This window comes from Mesoterricola sediminis (assembly GCF_030295425.1).
GTDB classification, from domain to species: Bacteria; Acidobacteriota; Holophagae; order Holophagales; family Holophagaceae; genus Mesoterricola; species Mesoterricola sediminis.
The window spans coordinates 1,682,488-1,695,730 of record NZ_AP027081.1 but is presented as its reverse complement, the minus strand read 5'-3'; the positions used below and the strand labels follow the sequence as shown (position 1 = coordinate 1,695,730).

Sequence of the window (13,243 nt, the reverse complement as noted above, 5' to 3'; positions counted from 1 at the left end):
TCGAGATGATGCTAGTTTTCTGTGAGACGAAGGACGGGAAGATCCGCAAGCCCTCCCTCGAGGCCCTGAGCGAAGGCCGCCGCCTCGCCGACGCGGCCGGCAAGTCCCTGGGCGCCCTCTTCGTGGGCGCCGATCTCGCCGGCGCCGAGGAGGCCGCCCAGTACGGCGCCGACGCGATCATCAAGGTCGAGGCCCCCAGCCTCGCCGCCTACTCCAGCGACGGCTACGCCCAGGCCATCGCCGACGCCGTCCAGGCCAAGGGCGCCACGGTCCTGCTGGCCGCGGCCACCTCCGCCGGCCGCGACGTGGCCCCCCGGGCCGCCGCGCGCCTCGGCGCGGGCTACGCCGCCGACGTGACCGGCCTGGCCATGGTGGACGGCAGGCTCGAGGCCACCCGCCCCGTCTACGCGGGCAAGGCCGTGAGCGTGAACCGGTTCGAGAGCGCCGTCCAGGTCGCCACCACGCGGCCCAACGTGTTCGTCGCCGCGCCCTGCCCCAAGGCCGGCGCCGTCGAGAGCCTCCCCGCGCCCGCGGGCGGCTTCCTCGCGGTGGTCAAGGAGATCCTCGCCAAGGGCGGGGGCGCCGTCGACATCAGCGAGGCCGACGTGATCGTCGCCGGCGGCCGCGGCCTCAAGGACGGCGCCAACTTCGCCATCCTCCAGGAGCTGGCCGACGCCCTCGGCGGCGTCGTGGGCGCCAGCCGCGCCGCGGTGGACGCCGGCTGGGGCCTGCCCCACAGCATCCAGGTGGGCCAGACCGGCAAGGTCGTCAGCCCCACCCTCTACATCGCCTGCGGCATCAGCGGCGCCATCCAGCACGTGGCCGGCATGAGCGGCTCCAAGGTCATCGTGGCCATCAACAAGGACCCCGAGGCCCCCATCTTCAAGCTGGCCACCTACGGCATCGTGGGCGACCTCTTCGAGGTGGTTCCCGAGCTGACCAAGGCCGCCAAGGCCCTGAAGCAGTAGGCCGGACCGGACATGGGGGCGCGGGCCGCGAGGCCCGCGCCCCTTCCGCGTACCGGGGTCAGAACGAGAGGAAGGCCTCCAGGGCGGCCTCGTCCGCTGCGTCGGGCGGGGTGGTGAGCCGGGAGAACGGCGGGAGCTGCTCCGGACTCGGGGTCTTCGGGGGGGGCGTCACCTCCCGCCAGGGGCCCGGGGCGGGCGGAACCGGCAGGGCGGGCGGCGTCGCAAGGGCGGGCGCGGGGGCCGGACGGGTCTCGGCGGCGGCCTCGGACGTCCCCTCGGGCGCCAACCGGAGCAGGGGAAGGTCCTCCAGGGGCAGGGGCTCGGGCAGGGGCAGGTCCCAACGGGGCGCTTCCTGGGCCATGCTCGCCAGGGTCCGGCGCTGGACCCGCTCCGCCGTCAGGTGCAGGTCCGTCATCAGGTGGTTCCGGTAGGCCTGGACACTGCTGAAGGACCGCTCGCAAAGGTTGCACGTCCGCGTGGGCGACCCGCGCAGGGGCGTCACGGCCTTCCGGGGCTTCGCCGGCTTCCGGGGCGTCCCCGGGAGGCCGCCTTCCTTGAGGCCGGGGCAGCCCCGGAGATGGGACCAGAGGCTGTGGCTCACCTGGAAATCCTCGAGGCAGTACCGGCAGCGGCCCTCCGGGACGTCCATCGCCCGGGCGGCCTCGGACAGGTGCCCGAACCCCTTCGCGCAGGCGAGGTGCACGGCCGATCCTTCATGGTTCCCGTTCTTGCGCAAGGACACATTGCACACCCGGCAGTAGCTCCGCGCCACCGGGGACGCGACCCGGGCCCGCTTGGCGGGGCGGGACGGGCCCTCGGGCAGGGCTTCCGGCGCCGGCCGTTTCGACCGGTGCGTCGCAGGCGGCCCTTCCCGGACCTCCGCCACCGGGGGCACCTCGGTCGGCGAGGCCGGGTCCACCGCGGCCACGGCCACCGTGGAGACGGCCGCCGGGGAGACGGCCGCGGGGCCTTCGACCGCCGGGGATTCGGCCGCGGGGGGTTCGGCCGCCGGGGCAGGGGCCGAGGCGGGGGCCGTCCGCGGGGCCTCCGCCCGTCGCTCCAGGTCGGGGTCCCGCTCCGCCGGGAAGGCCGCCAGGAAGGCCTCCAGGGCCTTCCGTTCGCTCTCCGGGATGGGCGCGGCATCCGTGGACCCGCATCCCCTCAGGCGGATCGCCGCCGCCCGGCTCAGGTGCCGGAGGGCCCCGCGGCCCGTGGCGTCCAGCGTTCCCGGGAGGCCGCCGGCCAGCACCGTGATGGGCCATCCGGACGAGAGCTCCGCCACCCCCTCGGCGGCCGTCAGGAACAACCGGGGCACGTGGCCGTCGAGCCTGACCAGGCCCAGGCCGCCGCCCACCTGGAGGGTCCCCCCCTCCACCTTGAGCTCGGACGTGCGGACGGTGGCCGTGAACCCGCGTTCCGCGGCACCGCGGAGGGTCTCCGAGTCCGACGTCAGGGGGGCCATCCAGGCGAAGGGGCCCCACTGGAGCTGGAGCCCCACCGGACGCACCTCCTCCAGGAAGGCCAGCGTCCGCGCCCGGAGGACCTCACCCTGCGGGGTCCCCTGGCGCCTGAAGGCGAGGGCGGCGTTCAGGAGCTGACCGTTGAGGCGTTGGAGCCCCGCCAGCTCGAGGGCCGTCAGGGGCTTCAGGGCGGCCAGCGTCCCCGGGGCGGCCGGACCGGCCTTGGCGAGGTGCTTCCCCTCAGGGAGCAGACGCGCCTCCCCGCCGCCCCCATGGACGACCCGGCCTTCGCTCGTGCGCAGGAGGGTGAACCGCCCGGCCAACAGGGCCAGGGCCCCCCCTTCGGCCCGGCCCTGGGCTTCAGCGGCGGACCGGGACGTTCCCTCCAGGTCCCGCGCCAGGGCGCGGAGGCTGGGCGGGGCGCTGACGGCGCCCAGGAGGTCCTGGATCCAGGCGCAGGCCTCCAGGACGTGGCGCCGGGCCAGGAGCCGTTCCCGGCTGGCGCGGGCCGGGACCGGGTCCCCCGACGCCAGGTTTTCCACCACGCGATGGCCCGACCTCACGAGGCTTCCGCCGACCCGCCAGGTCAGGACATAGTCCTCCTGGCCCAGCACCGCGCAGAAGCCGGGTCCGGCCAGGATCAGGGGGTCCGCCTGGACCGCCGGAGCCGGGGCCGCCGCCGGGACCGGCTTGGCCTGGGCGCGCGCCTTCGCGGCGGCGGGCTTGGCCTTGGCGCGCGCCTTCGGGGCCGGCGCGGGGGCCGGCCCCAGGATGGGGGCGGGCGCCTTCCCCTTCTGGGAGGCCAGGAGGGGACTGGGCAGCACACAGGCCAGGAGGTCCACATCCACCCGCAAGGAACCGGCCATGAACCGCAGGGGGGCCGAGGCGGTCCCGCAGGTGGCCCGCACGAGTTCGGGCCCCAGGCTCATGAGTTGGCCCCGTTGGGTCGGGGACAGGGCCGCGGCGACCAGGGCCTGGCTGGAGGACCGCCATTCGCCCAGGTGGCCATCGGCCCGCAGGTCCCAGCCCTGGCCCACCCGGCGCCGGATGCCGAGGCCATCCTGGAAATCCACGACGTAGCCCTGCTCGGAGAGCACGGCCAGGAGGCCAATCCCGCGCACCACGAGGGTCGGGCCCACGGGGGCGGCAGGCCCCGGGACGGTCGACGGGGCGGGCGCGGGCGACGGGGTGGCGACGGGGGCGGGGACCGCCGTCGCGACGGGTCCGGACGCCGGGGCGGCGACGGGCGCGGGCGCCGGGGCGGCAACGGGCGCAGGCACGGCGGTCGCCACGGGCGCAGGCACGGCGGTCGCCACGGGCGCAGGCACGGCGGTCGCCACGGGCGCAGGCACGGCGGTCGCCACGGGCGCAGGCACGGCGGTCGCCACGGGCTCGGCCGCCGGGATGGCCACGGGCGCGGGCACGGCGGTCGCCACGGCCGCGGCGGAAGCGACCGGCTGATCCGGGTCGGAAGCGGTCGCCTCCGCACGCGTTGGCTGGGCCAGGAGAGCCCGCGCGTCGGCCAGGAAGTCCGCCCATGCGGACGCCGCCTCCGGCGCGTCCCCCTCCGCGAGGCCCACGAGTTCTTCCAGGGCCTGGCGCAGGCCCGGATCCGCCCCGGCGACCTCTCCGTCTCCGGGGGTCGCCTCGCCGGCCCAGTGCAGGCCGCCGGACGGACCCCGCAGGAAGCTCCGCCCGTCCCCGAGGCTGACGAGGTAGGTCCCGCCGTCCACCTCCAGGCTCGCCCCGGAGCGCGGGGCGCGGAGGGAGAGGGCCTCGAGGGCGCTGGTCGCAAAGAGGGCGAGGAGGCAGACGCCGGCCCGCCACCGTCTGGTATGAAGTCTCATGGATGCTCCCGGGGTCCGGCCTGGTTCTGGCGAAGCCCCCTTCATCCATGTCGCTAATGAATCATTTGTTTCCTGACGCACGAGCGGTCAGTACGTCCCCCGCCCCGCCCTCACCGCACCTGGACGGGCCCGAAGCCCTCTTCCTCCAGGAAGGCCCGGGCGTCCTCCACGTCCCCAAAGCGGGCGATCACCTCCACCCCCTCCCGGACATCGCCGTCCGCCCGGTCCAGGGCGTTGCTGCCTTCGCGGATGATGCACCCGCCCCCGATCTCGTCCAGGCCGAGCTGGACCAGCTCCCACTCGACGCCGTGCTCGTCCCGCCACACCTCGACGCGCATCAGGCCGGCTTCTCGAAGAACAGCACCACCATGCCGAAGCCCACGCGGTCGCCGGGCCGGAGCTCCCGGGCGTCGCCGGGGGGCAGGCGCTCGCCCTTGATGTAGGTGCCGTTGGCCACCCCGTGCTCCTCCACCAGGAAGTAGCGGTTGTGCTCGCACAGGATGCGCGCGTGGCGCCGGGACACGCTGAGCTGGGGATCCTCCTCGGTGAGGTCGATGTCTGGATGGATGCCGGTGTTGGGGTCGTAGCGCCCCACCAGGGCGCCGTGGGCGAGGATCTGGAACTTGCGGCCGGAGATGACGGAGACGAGACTGACGGAGGCGGGCTGCTGCCGGGGCCGGGCGCCGCGGGTGGCCTCGGCGTCGACCCGGCTGCTGAGCTCCCGGTTCCGCTGGGCGAGGCGCTGCATCATCTTCACCGACACCTCGGGGTTCTGCCGGATCATGCGCAGGAAGGTGCCGCGGGAGATGGCGACCACCTCCGTGTCCTCCAGGGCCACGACGGTGTGGTGGCGGGGGATCGGCTCCAGGAGGCTGCCCTCCCCGAAGAAATCGCCCTTGCCCAGCTCCTCGGACCAGTCCCCCTGGGGTTCGGAGCCCAGGTACATGCGCACCTTCCCCGTGAGGACCACGTACATGTTCTGGGCCATGTCCCCCTTGCGGTAGACGATCTCCCCTTCCTTGAAGGCGACCTTGCTCTGGCCAATGAAGTTCGAATCGGACATGGGGGACCGGGGGCAGGATCCTAGGTTAACCTGCCCGGACGGCCCTTGGGAACGTGGCGCGGGCGTGAAATTTCCTCTTATTCTTGAGAGATGGAAGCCCTCCGCTGGATCCTCGCCCCCCTCGGCCCCCTGTACGCCCTGGCCGTGCGCGCGCGCAACCGCGCTTTCGACCGCCATCCGGAGCGGGCCGCGCGGGTGGACGCGCCCGTGGTCTCGGTGGGCAACCTCAGCACCGGCGGCACCGGCAAGACCCCCGTCACCCTCTTCCTGGCCGAGGCCCTGGAGGCGGCCGGGATCCGGGCCGCGGTCGTGTCCCGCGGCTACGGGGGACGCCGGGACCACGATCCCATGCCCGTGGAGCCCGACTCGGACCCGGCCCAGACCGGCGACGAGCCCCTGATGATGGCCCGGCGCCTGGGCCCCGGCCGGGTGGTGGTGGGCCGGCGCCGCCACGGGGCCGCCCTGCGCGCCCTGGCGCTGGCGCCCCGCCCCGACCTCCTGGTCATGGACGACGGCTTCCAGCACCGGGGCCTGCACCGGGACCTGGACCTCCTCCTCCTGGACGGCGTGCGCCGCTGGGGCAACGGGCGCATGGTGCCCCTCGGCGACCTGCGGGAGCCCATGGCGGGCGCCGCGCGCGCCTCCTGCCTCGTGGTGACCCGCGGCGCCCGCTCCGACCGCGGCGCCGTCGAGGCCTGGTGGGCCCGCTACGGCTCCGGCGGCCCCGTGTTCTGGGTGGATTTCGCCATCACCTCCCTGCGCCGCTTCGACACCGGGGACCGGATCGCCCTGCCCCTGGGCGCCCCCGGGCCGCTCTTCGCGTTCTGCGCCCTCGGCCACCCCGAGGCCTTCTTCGCGGACCTCCTGGTGGCGGGCGCCCCCTGGACCGGGAGCCGCGCCTTCCGCGACCACCAGCCCCTGGGGCCCCAGCTGGCCGCCCTGGAGCGCGAGGCCCGCGCGAGCGGCGCCGCCGGCCTCGTCTGCACCGAGAAGGACGCCGTCAAGCTGGACCCGGCCCGCCACCGCACCGCCCTTCCCCTCTGGGTCGCCGAGCAGCGCGTGATCGGCGCCGAGCCCCTCGCCGCGTGGCTCCTGGCGCGCCTCGGCACCCCCCCGTTGACCCCGCCCCGGGGAGCGTGATAGGGTTTCCCCCTACCTGCCGCGGGCGTAATTCAGTGGCAGAATGTCAGCTTCCCAAGCTGAACGTCGTCGGTTCGATCCCGATCGCCCGCTCCAATGAAAAGGCCCGTCACCCTCAGGTTTCGGGCCTTTCGCTTTACCGGCTCCCCGGCAAAAAACCAGCCTGGAGGGGGCGGTTCGTCCGTTCCCCGGTTGCGCCGTCCCGTCCCTGCCATGTCATGGGCCGGGGATGCCGGAAAGGCCGCGGATGGCTGGAATGCTGCCCATACGCCCTCGCTCTGACGTACCCCTCGAGCGACCCCAACGGCCAGCGTCAGGCTGGCTGCGGAGCGATCCGCTGTCGTCGGTCGTGATCGACCGTGCGAGTCGGGAAGGGGGCTCCCGTCCCGGGTCAGACGAGGAAGAAATTCAGATCAGCACAGGCATTCCGGAGTGCAGTCAACAGGATCGGGTCGGCGAGCATGCGGTTGGTGCTCGGGCTGGCCGGCATCGCCACGGCGGCCCGCTCGTACAGCGCCACACAGGGCGCGTTCGCGTGCATCGAAGACCCATAGAGCAGACCGTCCAGGCTCGGGAAAGCCGCGAAAATGGCCTGGGACCAGCGCCGTGCGCGGGCCTTCGGCCCCGACGCGATCGCAGCGGAAGCTCCGGCCTTGGTCGGCCAGGTCCCCGTGAGATCCAGCAGGCGGAGGTCCCGTATCGTTTCGAAGGAGGCCAGACACGGGTTGTTGAACGAGCGGTCCACGATCCGGGTTTCCTGGAAAACGTCCGCCAGGGCCGTGATGGCGCCCCTCGGCCCAACGGCTCCGTACAGGATCTCCCGGGCCTGGAGGGAAGCGGGCGGGATGTGATGGTCGAACCGGGATTCGGTCGGGCCCCAGGCCCGGAACTGGCCCCAGGAGGTCGGGTGACTGCCACCCAGGAAATAGATCCGCCATACGGTCGATCCGGCGGGAAGGATCTGGACGTCGGGCCCAAGCAGGGCGAGTTCCCCCGGCGTCGGAGGTTCGGGAAATTTGGCCATCGGCTAGCCCAGCGCCTCCGCGAGCCGGGCCACGGCCTGGGGCGGCCGCCCCTCCAGGAGCCAATGACGTGGACTCGTCGGGATCTCGTCCTCCCCCAGGGCAAGCTCGACATTCGGCAGCATGAGCCAATGGGCAACCGCTACGGGCGAGATGCCATCCGGCAGGTTGCGGGCGACCTCGCCCCAGCCCGGGAGTTCCCGGCCATCCGCGAACTGGAAAAGCGGCAACCGCCACGCCCCCCCCCACTTGATGGCGAAAAGGGTTCGTTCCTTGAGCCGCTGCCTGATTCGAGCGTCTGTCACGCCGAGCAGCTTGGCCGACTCGACGGCAGTCAGTCCGGTTTCAACAAGCCCAGCAAAGGTCGTCACACCGCGCAGGAACGGATCGTTCACACCCAGATCCCTCGGCGCAGGATCGAGCCCCCCCGATCGGTAGACCTGGATCTCGGCTGCCGTGAGCCCCTCCTGGCCCGCACTCGGGTAATACAGACGCTGCAGCCCCTCGATAACCTCCCGGAGCACCCTGGGGAGCCCCTCGGGCTCCACATTCAGCCCGTGGGCATGGAGGTAGGCCATCGTCTCAACCTGGGCGCCCATGCGCCACCTCCTTACGATCAGTTTTGGTCGTTAGTAATCGTAAGCAAGGCACCCCTGGTTCCCTGGACCCGGCCGAGGCTGGCGGCTCGTGGGGCGGGAAAGGCCTGGGGTGGCTCCAGCCGAAGCCGGCTGGCTGCTGTCGCCGCATCCCCGCACCCCCTGCTCCCCCCTTCCCTGCGTCCGGGGGATGGGGGGAGGGGGTCGACGGGTTCGGGGCCAGGCGGGCGCCGGGTTTGGGGCTCAGGCCAGCGCCCGGCGAACGGTCTCGGCCAGGGGGGTGGTGGGGCGGCCGATGAGGCGGCTCAGCTGACCCCCGGCGTCGTCGAGGCCCCCTTGCTTCGCGCCGGCGTCCGAATCGGCGAGGAGGTCCGCGAAGGCGCCGGGCAGGCCCGCGGCGGTCAGGGCGCCGGCGAATTCGGCCTGGGGCAGGTCGCGGTAGACGATGGGCTTCCCGGTCTGGCGGGCGATCTCCCCGGCCAGGTCCGCCAGGGTGTAGGCCGTGTCGCCGGCCAGCTCCAGGGTCTGGCCTTCGGGGTGATCGGCCAGCAGGACCTGGGCGGCCGCGGCGGCGTAGTCCGCGCGGGCGGCGGTGGCGAAGCGGCCCTCCCCGGCGGCGCCCAGGACGGCGCCGTGGGCCAGGATGGCCGGCAGGGAGGCGGTGTGGTTTTCCGTGTACCAGCCGTTGCGCAGGAAGACCCACGGCAGGCCCGAAGCCCGCACGAGGGCCTCCGTCTCCACGTGCTCCCGGGCGAGGCCCAGGGGCGAGGTGTCGGCCCGCAGGACGCTGGTGTAGGCGAGGAGCCCGACGCCCGCCGCCCGCGCCGCCTCGACGACGGCCCGGTGCTGGGCCGTCCGCTGGCCGATCGCGTTGGAGGAGATGAGGAGCAGCCGATCCACGCCCTGGAAGGCGGACCGGAGGGTTTCCGGGCGGGTGTAGTCGGCTTCCCGCACCTGGACGCCCCGGGCGGCCAGGTCCGCCACCGCGGCCGGATGACGGACGGCGGCCACGAGCCGTTCAGCGGGGTGGCGTTCCAGGAGGGCCTCCAGGACAAGGCGGCCAAGCTGGCCAGAGGCACCGGTCACGAGCAGGGTCTGGGGGGACATGGGTTTCCTTTCGCGCATTGGTTCCTTGAAGGAACTTTTTTGACGCTAGGCCCTTTCAAACGAACCCACAAGGAGGGAAAATGAAAGAACCTGGTTACCTTGGGGTAACCCCGGAGGCACCGATGGCCATGCGCAAGCCCGTGGAGGGCGACTACCGGAACTGCCCCGTGCGGGACGTGCTGGACCGCGTCGCGGACCGGTGGAGCCTCCTGGTGCTCATCGCCCTCCAGGACGGCACCCTGCGCTTCTCCGATCTGAGGCGGACGGTGGGCGACATCTCCCAGCGCATGCTGAGCCAGACCGTGCGCCGCCTGGAGCAGGACGGCCTGGTGTCGCGCACCGTCCATCCCACGGTCCCGCCCAAGGTGGAGTACCGGCTCACGGACATGGGCCGCTCCCTGCTGGTCCCCCTCGAGGCCCTGGTGGACTGGGCCCTGGCCCACCACGCCCGCATCCGGGAGGCCCGGACGGCGTTCGGGGCCCAGGAGCCCGGCCGCTAGCGCTCCACGAGCCGGCCTTCCGCGTCCAGGCCCGCGAAGCGGTAGCCCTCGGCCAGCAGGGTGTCCAGGAGGCCCGGGAGGACCTTGGCGGCGCGGTCGTGGATGTCGTGGAAGAGGATGATGCCCCGCTTCTCCTCGCGGACGAGGCGCAGCACGCGCCCGCTCACCGAGGCGGGGACGGGATCGGCCCAGTCGAGGCTGTCGATGTTCCAGAGCACGGACCGCAGGCCGTGGGGCTCCAGGGCCTTGAGCTGGGCTTCGGCGCGGGCGCCGTAGGGGAACCGGAAGAGGTGGGACCGGGCCCCGGGAATGGCGCCCAGGAGGGCGTCGGTCTCCTCGATCTCCGCCTCGAGGGGGGCCCCGGTCTCCTTGCTGAGCTGGGCGTGGGTGAAGCTGTGGTTGCCGATGACGAAGCCGTCCCGGACGAGCCCCTCGGACAGCGCGGCGAGAGGCCCGGGGTGGGGCTTCCCGGCGGCGTCCACCGTGCCCAGGTTCCGCCCCACCTCGAAGAACACGGCCGGGATCCGGCGGGCCCGGAGGATGGCCTGGATCTCGGGGGTGTAGACGTGGTGCGGGCCGTCGTCGAAGGTCAGCACCAGCACCTTGGGGGGGAACTCGCGGCCGGTGATCTCCCCATGGGGCCCCGGCCGGGGCGCCTCCGCGGCGGTGGGGAGCGCGACGCCGATCCTGCGGGCCAGGGCCTGGACGTAGGCGTCCCACTGGTCGCGGCCGCCGCCGGCGGGGGCCTGCCCCGCCCCGCCGAAGACCCGGCGGTACTCCGCCTCCACCCGCGCCTCGATCCGGTCCACCTCCGCCAGGTCGCGGGCCACCCGGGCCTTGAGGGCGGCGCCAGCGGGGGTGCGGTCCGAGGCCAGGGCCTTCTGGAGCACCCGAAGGGGGTCGCGGAAGGCGAGCCGGTCCAGCTCCAGCAGGTCCGGGTCCCGCTCCATCCAGTCCAGGAGCGCCCCCACGACCTGCTCGCGCCTGGCGGGCTCCTCCTGGGCCAGGGCCGCCAGGGCCTTGTCCAGGTGGAACACCAGGGTCCGCCGCTGGTGGTGGAGTTCGTGGCCCTCGGCCAGGGCCCGCTCCCGGGCGGCCCCCTGGAGTCCCGCCTCGCCGGCGAAGGCCACCACGAGGCGCCGGTGGAGGTCCAGATCGCCCCGGAGGGCCGTCAGCAGCGCCGGCAGCTCCGCCGGCGGGGCGGGCTGGGGTCCGGCCAGGAGCAGCACGGCGGCGGGAAGGAGGGGGAGGGCCATGGAACGACGATACCCCCGGGTCCCGGGGTCCTGCCAGGGGCGCCTGATGTATCATATTGTGTGGCCAAGATTCTCGTGATCGACGACAGCCGGATGATGCGCCTCTACCTGGGGCGCTGCCTGACCCAGGCCGGCCACGACGTGGAGGAGTGGCTGCCCGGTTCGGCCATGGAGGTCACGGAGCACGTGGAGCAGTCCCGGCCGGACCTGATCCTCACCGACTACCAGATGCCGGGCTGCAACGGCGCCACCGTGGCGCGCATGGCGGGGCGGTCCGAGCCGAAGGTGCCCGTGGTCATCCTGACGGCCTTCAAGGACGAGGACATGGTCCAGAACCTCCGCAAGCTGGGCGTGGAGCAGGTGCTCACCAAGCCCATCGCGGCCGAGGCCCTCGTGGGCGCCGTCACCGAGGCCCTGGGCGGCTGATCGTGGACAGGCGGTGAAGGGCGGGTTAGGTTCAAGGGACCGCCCCGGAGCCGCCATGGGAAGCCGCACCCCCCTCGCCGTCCTGGCCCTGCTGGCCGCCCTCGGCTGCCACAAGGCCACGGAGGACACCTGCGCCCCCGCCCAGGAGAAGGCCGACGTCCTCGCCATGACCCGGGAGTACTACCTCTGGCGGGACGAACTGCCCGCCTCCGTGGATCCCGCGGCCAGCGCCACCGCCGAGGACCTCCTGGCGGCCCTCACGGCCCGGACCCGGGCCGAGGGCAGGGACCGGGGCTTCAGCTACCTGGCCTCCCGGGCCGCCTCGAGCCGGTTCTTCGAGGAGGGCCGGACCCTGGGGTACGGGTTCGGCTACGTGACCTCGGGCGGGACCCTCGCCGTGGCGCAGGTCTTCCCGGGCTCCGCCGCCGATTCGGCGGGGTTCGCCCGGGGCGACGAGCTCCTGGCCGTCGCGCCCACCCGCGCGGGCCTGGACGATGCCTCCAGCCAGGCTCCTGCCCTCGTGGCCGCGGGGACCTTCTCCGCCGCGCTCCAGTCCGGCGTCGAGGGCACGACCCGCTGGTTCCGCCTGCGCCGCCCCGCCACGGGGGCCGTCCTGGAGGTGGCGGCCACCACGGGCGCCTACGGCCTGGACCCCGTCCCCGGCGGCGGGACGCCCACGGTCCTGACCGCGAACGGCGTGAAGGTCGGCTACGTCCAGCTCCGCACCTTCGTCGAGCCCGCGGCCCCCCTCCTGCGCGCGGCGGCGGCGGCCCTGCGCCAGGCCGGCGTCACCCGGCTGATCGTGGACCTGCGCTACAACGGCGGGGGGCGGCTCTCCGTGGCCGAGGTGCTGGGCAACCTCCTGAGCCCGGGCCACGCGGACGGGGACGTGATGTACCGCCTGAAGGCCAACGACGGCCACCCGGAGCTGGGCGCCACGGTGCATTTCAGCGCCGAGGCCGGGGCCCTCTCCCTGGAGCGCCTGGCCTTCATCGTCACCGGCAATTCAGCCTCGGCCAGCGAGCTCGTGCCCAACGCGCTCCAGGCCTGGCCCGGGACCCAGGTGGCCCTGGTCGGGGAGCGCACCTACGGCAAGCCCGTGGGGCAGCTGGGCTACGCGGACAGCGCCTGCGACTGGCTCCTGGAGCTGGTGTCCTTCCAGATCCTCAACGCCCGGGGCACGGGGAGCTACTTCCAGGGCCTCCCGGACGCGGACTGGACCGGCGTCACCGTGGCGGCCGCGGACGACCTCGCCCACGCCCCCGGCGATCCCGCGGAAGCCTGCACCGCGGCCGCCCTGGCCTGGGCCGCGGGCGGCACCGGCGGCGCCCCCATTCCCGCGGCCGCGGCGCGCCGGGCCGGAAGCCTCAGCCTCCACCCCCGGCCCACGGAGGCCCAGCGGGCCCTGCCCGGCGTCTTCTAGGGTGTGTTCGTAATCTAGGATAGTAATGGCTAATACCCATCCGTGCCGGAGCATGGAGGAGCTGGAATAGTGAGTCTGTGCTGCAGTGCCTGATGGCGCCGCGCATTCGCAGCATCCTATTGGAACGCGGAGGCGCGGAGGATCTCGCTGAGGCTCGCGGAGAAAGGATCAAGCCCACAAGCCCCCTCCACTCGATATCCAGGAAAACCTCCCGCTTCACCTTATGGCCGGCCAGTCTCAGGGAGTGCGCCAGACAGACCTTGTAGGGATCTTCCAGGAGTCCGTGCCCCAGAGCCTTCTGGATCTCGATGGCCTCCCCGATGATGGCCTGGGTGATCTCCTTGTGCGGATGATCCTCCCCGTCGACCTCTCCCCAATGCCTTCCCATCACGCCTCCCGTTGGGACGTGTCATTGGGAGGTGGCAGGTTCCAGGA

The 13,243-nt window shown here is 73.4% G+C and carries 13 protein-coding genes and 1 tRNA gene; 6 read left to right on the top strand and 8 right to left on the bottom strand.

The genetic code is table 11. From position 1 onward, the window contains the following. Positions 1–8 precede the first annotated feature (8 nt). Positions 9–968, top strand: coding sequence for an electron transfer flavoprotein subunit alpha/FixB family protein (locus R2J75_RS07540; protein WP_243334329.1), 960 nt, complete (start codon positions 9–11; stop codon positions 966–968). Between the two features lie 58 nt (positions 969–1,026). Here R2J75_RS07540 and R2J75_RS07535 read toward each other — a convergent pair whose 3' ends face one another. The 3 genes from R2J75_RS07535 to R2J75_RS07525 all read right to left on the bottom strand — a co-directional run bounded on the left by R2J75_RS07535 (position 1,027) and on the right by R2J75_RS07525 (position 5,338). After that, entirely contained in the window at positions 1,027–4,275 is a 3,249-nt protein-coding gene (locus R2J75_RS07535) for a hypothetical protein (protein ID WP_316411436.1), read from the bottom strand. Between the two features lie 110 nt (positions 4,276–4,385). Further along, positions 4,386–4,613, bottom strand: coding sequence for a hypothetical protein (locus R2J75_RS07530; protein ID WP_243334333.1), 228 nt, complete (start codon positions 4,611–4,613; stop codon positions 4,386–4,388). Beyond that, entirely contained in the window at positions 4,613–5,338 is a 726-nt protein-coding gene (locus R2J75_RS07525; RefSeq protein ID WP_243334335.1) for a cyclic nucleotide-binding domain-containing protein, read from the bottom strand. Before R2J75_RS07525 ends, R2J75_RS07530 begins: the two co-directional genes overlap by 1 nt. A 90-nt stretch (positions 5,339–5,428) precedes the next feature. Here R2J75_RS07525 and lpxK point away from each other — a divergent pair, with 90 nt between their 5' ends. Together lpxK and R2J75_RS07515 are read left to right on the top strand one after the other, a co-directional pair. Further along, entirely contained in the window at positions 5,429–6,478 is a 1,050-nt protein-coding gene (gene lpxK, locus R2J75_RS07520; RefSeq protein WP_316411435.1) for a tetraacyldisaccharide 4'-kinase, read from the top strand. Positions 6,479–6,499: 21 nt separating this feature from the next. Beyond that, a tRNA-Gly gene (locus tag R2J75_RS07515) sits at positions 6,500–6,574 on the top strand. Between the two features lie 295 nt (positions 6,575–6,869). Here the strand turns inward: R2J75_RS07515 and R2J75_RS07510 are convergent. From R2J75_RS07510 to R2J75_RS07500, 3 genes are all read right to left on the bottom strand, one after another. After that, entirely contained in the window at positions 6,870–7,502 is a 633-nt protein-coding gene (locus tag R2J75_RS07510; protein ID WP_243347117.1) for an RES family NAD+ phosphorylase, read from the bottom strand. A 3-nt stretch (positions 7,503–7,505) separates the two neighbouring features. After that, positions 7,506–8,099, bottom strand: coding sequence for a hypothetical protein (locus R2J75_RS07505; RefSeq protein ID WP_316411434.1), 594 nt, complete (start codon positions 8,097–8,099; stop codon positions 7,506–7,508). Between the two features lie 240 nt (positions 8,100–8,339). Next, a complete protein-coding gene (locus tag R2J75_RS07500) occupies positions 8,340–9,203 on the bottom strand; it encodes an SDR family oxidoreductase (protein ID WP_316411433.1) in 864 nt (287 codons plus the stop codon). A 122-nt stretch (positions 9,204–9,325) separates the two neighbouring features. On the opposite strand from R2J75_RS07500, the gene R2J75_RS07495 reads away from it, so the two are divergent. Then, positions 9,326–9,703, top strand: coding sequence for a winged helix-turn-helix transcriptional regulator (locus R2J75_RS07495; protein WP_243334345.1), 378 nt, complete (start codon positions 9,326–9,328; stop codon positions 9,701–9,703). On the opposite strand, the gene R2J75_RS07490 is transcribed toward R2J75_RS07495, so the two are convergent. Then, positions 9,700–10,959 carry a polysaccharide deacetylase family protein gene (locus tag R2J75_RS07490; protein ID WP_243347122.1) on the bottom strand — a complete coding sequence of 420 codons (1,260 nt, stop codon included), beginning with the start codon at positions 10,957–10,959 and terminating at the stop codon, positions 9,700–9,702. The genes R2J75_RS07495 and R2J75_RS07490 overlap by 4 nt on opposite strands. A 60-nt stretch (positions 10,960–11,019) precedes the next feature. On the opposite strand from R2J75_RS07490, the gene R2J75_RS07485 reads away from it, so the two are divergent. Next, entirely contained in the window at positions 11,020–11,385 is a 366-nt protein-coding gene (locus tag R2J75_RS07485; protein WP_243334349.1) for a response regulator, read from the top strand. Between the two features lie 55 nt (positions 11,386–11,440). Beyond that, positions 11,441–12,808 carry a S41 family peptidase gene (locus R2J75_RS07480; RefSeq protein WP_243334351.1) on the top strand — a complete coding sequence of 456 codons (1,368 nt, stop codon included), beginning with the start codon at positions 11,441–11,443 and terminating at the stop codon, positions 12,806–12,808. Here the strand turns inward: R2J75_RS07480 and R2J75_RS19845 are convergent. Then, positions 12,753–13,196, bottom strand: coding sequence for a GxxExxY protein (locus R2J75_RS19845; protein ID WP_394365888.1), 444 nt, complete (start codon positions 13,194–13,196; stop codon positions 12,753–12,755). The genes R2J75_RS07480 and R2J75_RS19845 overlap by 56 nt on opposite strands. Positions 13,197–13,243 lie beyond the last annotated feature (47 nt).

What these genes read in the sequence shown, in the direction of transcription:
- R2J75_RS07510 (WP_243347117.1), bottom strand. Translation starts at nt 7,502, where the DNA reads ATGGCCAAATTTCCCGAACCTCCGACGCCGGGGGAACTCGCCCTGCTT.
- R2J75_RS07480 (WP_243334351.1), top strand. Translation starts at nt 11,441, where the DNA reads ATGGGAAGCCGCACCCCCCTCGCCGTCCTGGCCCTGCTGGCCGCCCTC.
- R2J75_RS07490 (WP_243347122.1), bottom strand. Translation starts at nt 10,959, where the DNA reads ATGGCCCTCCCCCTCCTTCCCGCCGCCGTGCTGCTCCTGGCCGGACCC.
- R2J75_RS07500 (WP_316411433.1), bottom strand. Translation starts at nt 9,203, where the DNA reads ATGTCCCCCCAGACCCTGCTCGTGACCGGTGCCTCTGGCCAGCTTGGC.
- R2J75_RS07530 (WP_243334333.1), bottom strand. Translation starts at nt 4,613, where the DNA reads ATGCGCGTCGAGGTGTGGCGGGACGAGCACGGCGTCGAGTGGGAGCTG.
- lpxK (WP_316411435.1), top strand. Translation starts at nt 5,429, where the DNA reads ATGGAAGCCCTCCGCTGGATCCTCGCCCCCCTCGGCCCCCTGTACGCC.
- R2J75_RS07505 (WP_316411434.1), bottom strand. Translation starts at nt 8,099, where the DNA reads ATGGGCGCCCAGGTTGAGACGATGGCCTACCTCCATGCCCACGGGCTG.
- R2J75_RS19845 (WP_394365888.1), bottom strand. Translation starts at nt 13,196, where the DNA reads ATGGGAAGGCATTGGGGAGAGGTCGACGGGGAGGATCATCCGCACAAG.
- R2J75_RS07535 (WP_316411436.1), bottom strand. Translation starts at nt 4,275, where the DNA reads ATGAGACTTCATACCAGACGGTGGCGGGCCGGCGTCTGCCTCCTCGCC.
- R2J75_RS07525 (WP_243334335.1), bottom strand. Translation starts at nt 5,338, where the DNA reads ATGTCCGATTCGAACTTCATTGGCCAGAGCAAGGTCGCCTTCAAGGAA.
- R2J75_RS07540 (WP_243334329.1), top strand. Translation starts at nt 9, where the DNA reads ATGCTAGTTTTCTGTGAGACGAAGGACGGGAAGATCCGCAAGCCCTCC.
- R2J75_RS07495 (WP_243334345.1), top strand. Translation starts at nt 9,326, where the DNA reads ATGGCCATGCGCAAGCCCGTGGAGGGCGACTACCGGAACTGCCCCGTG.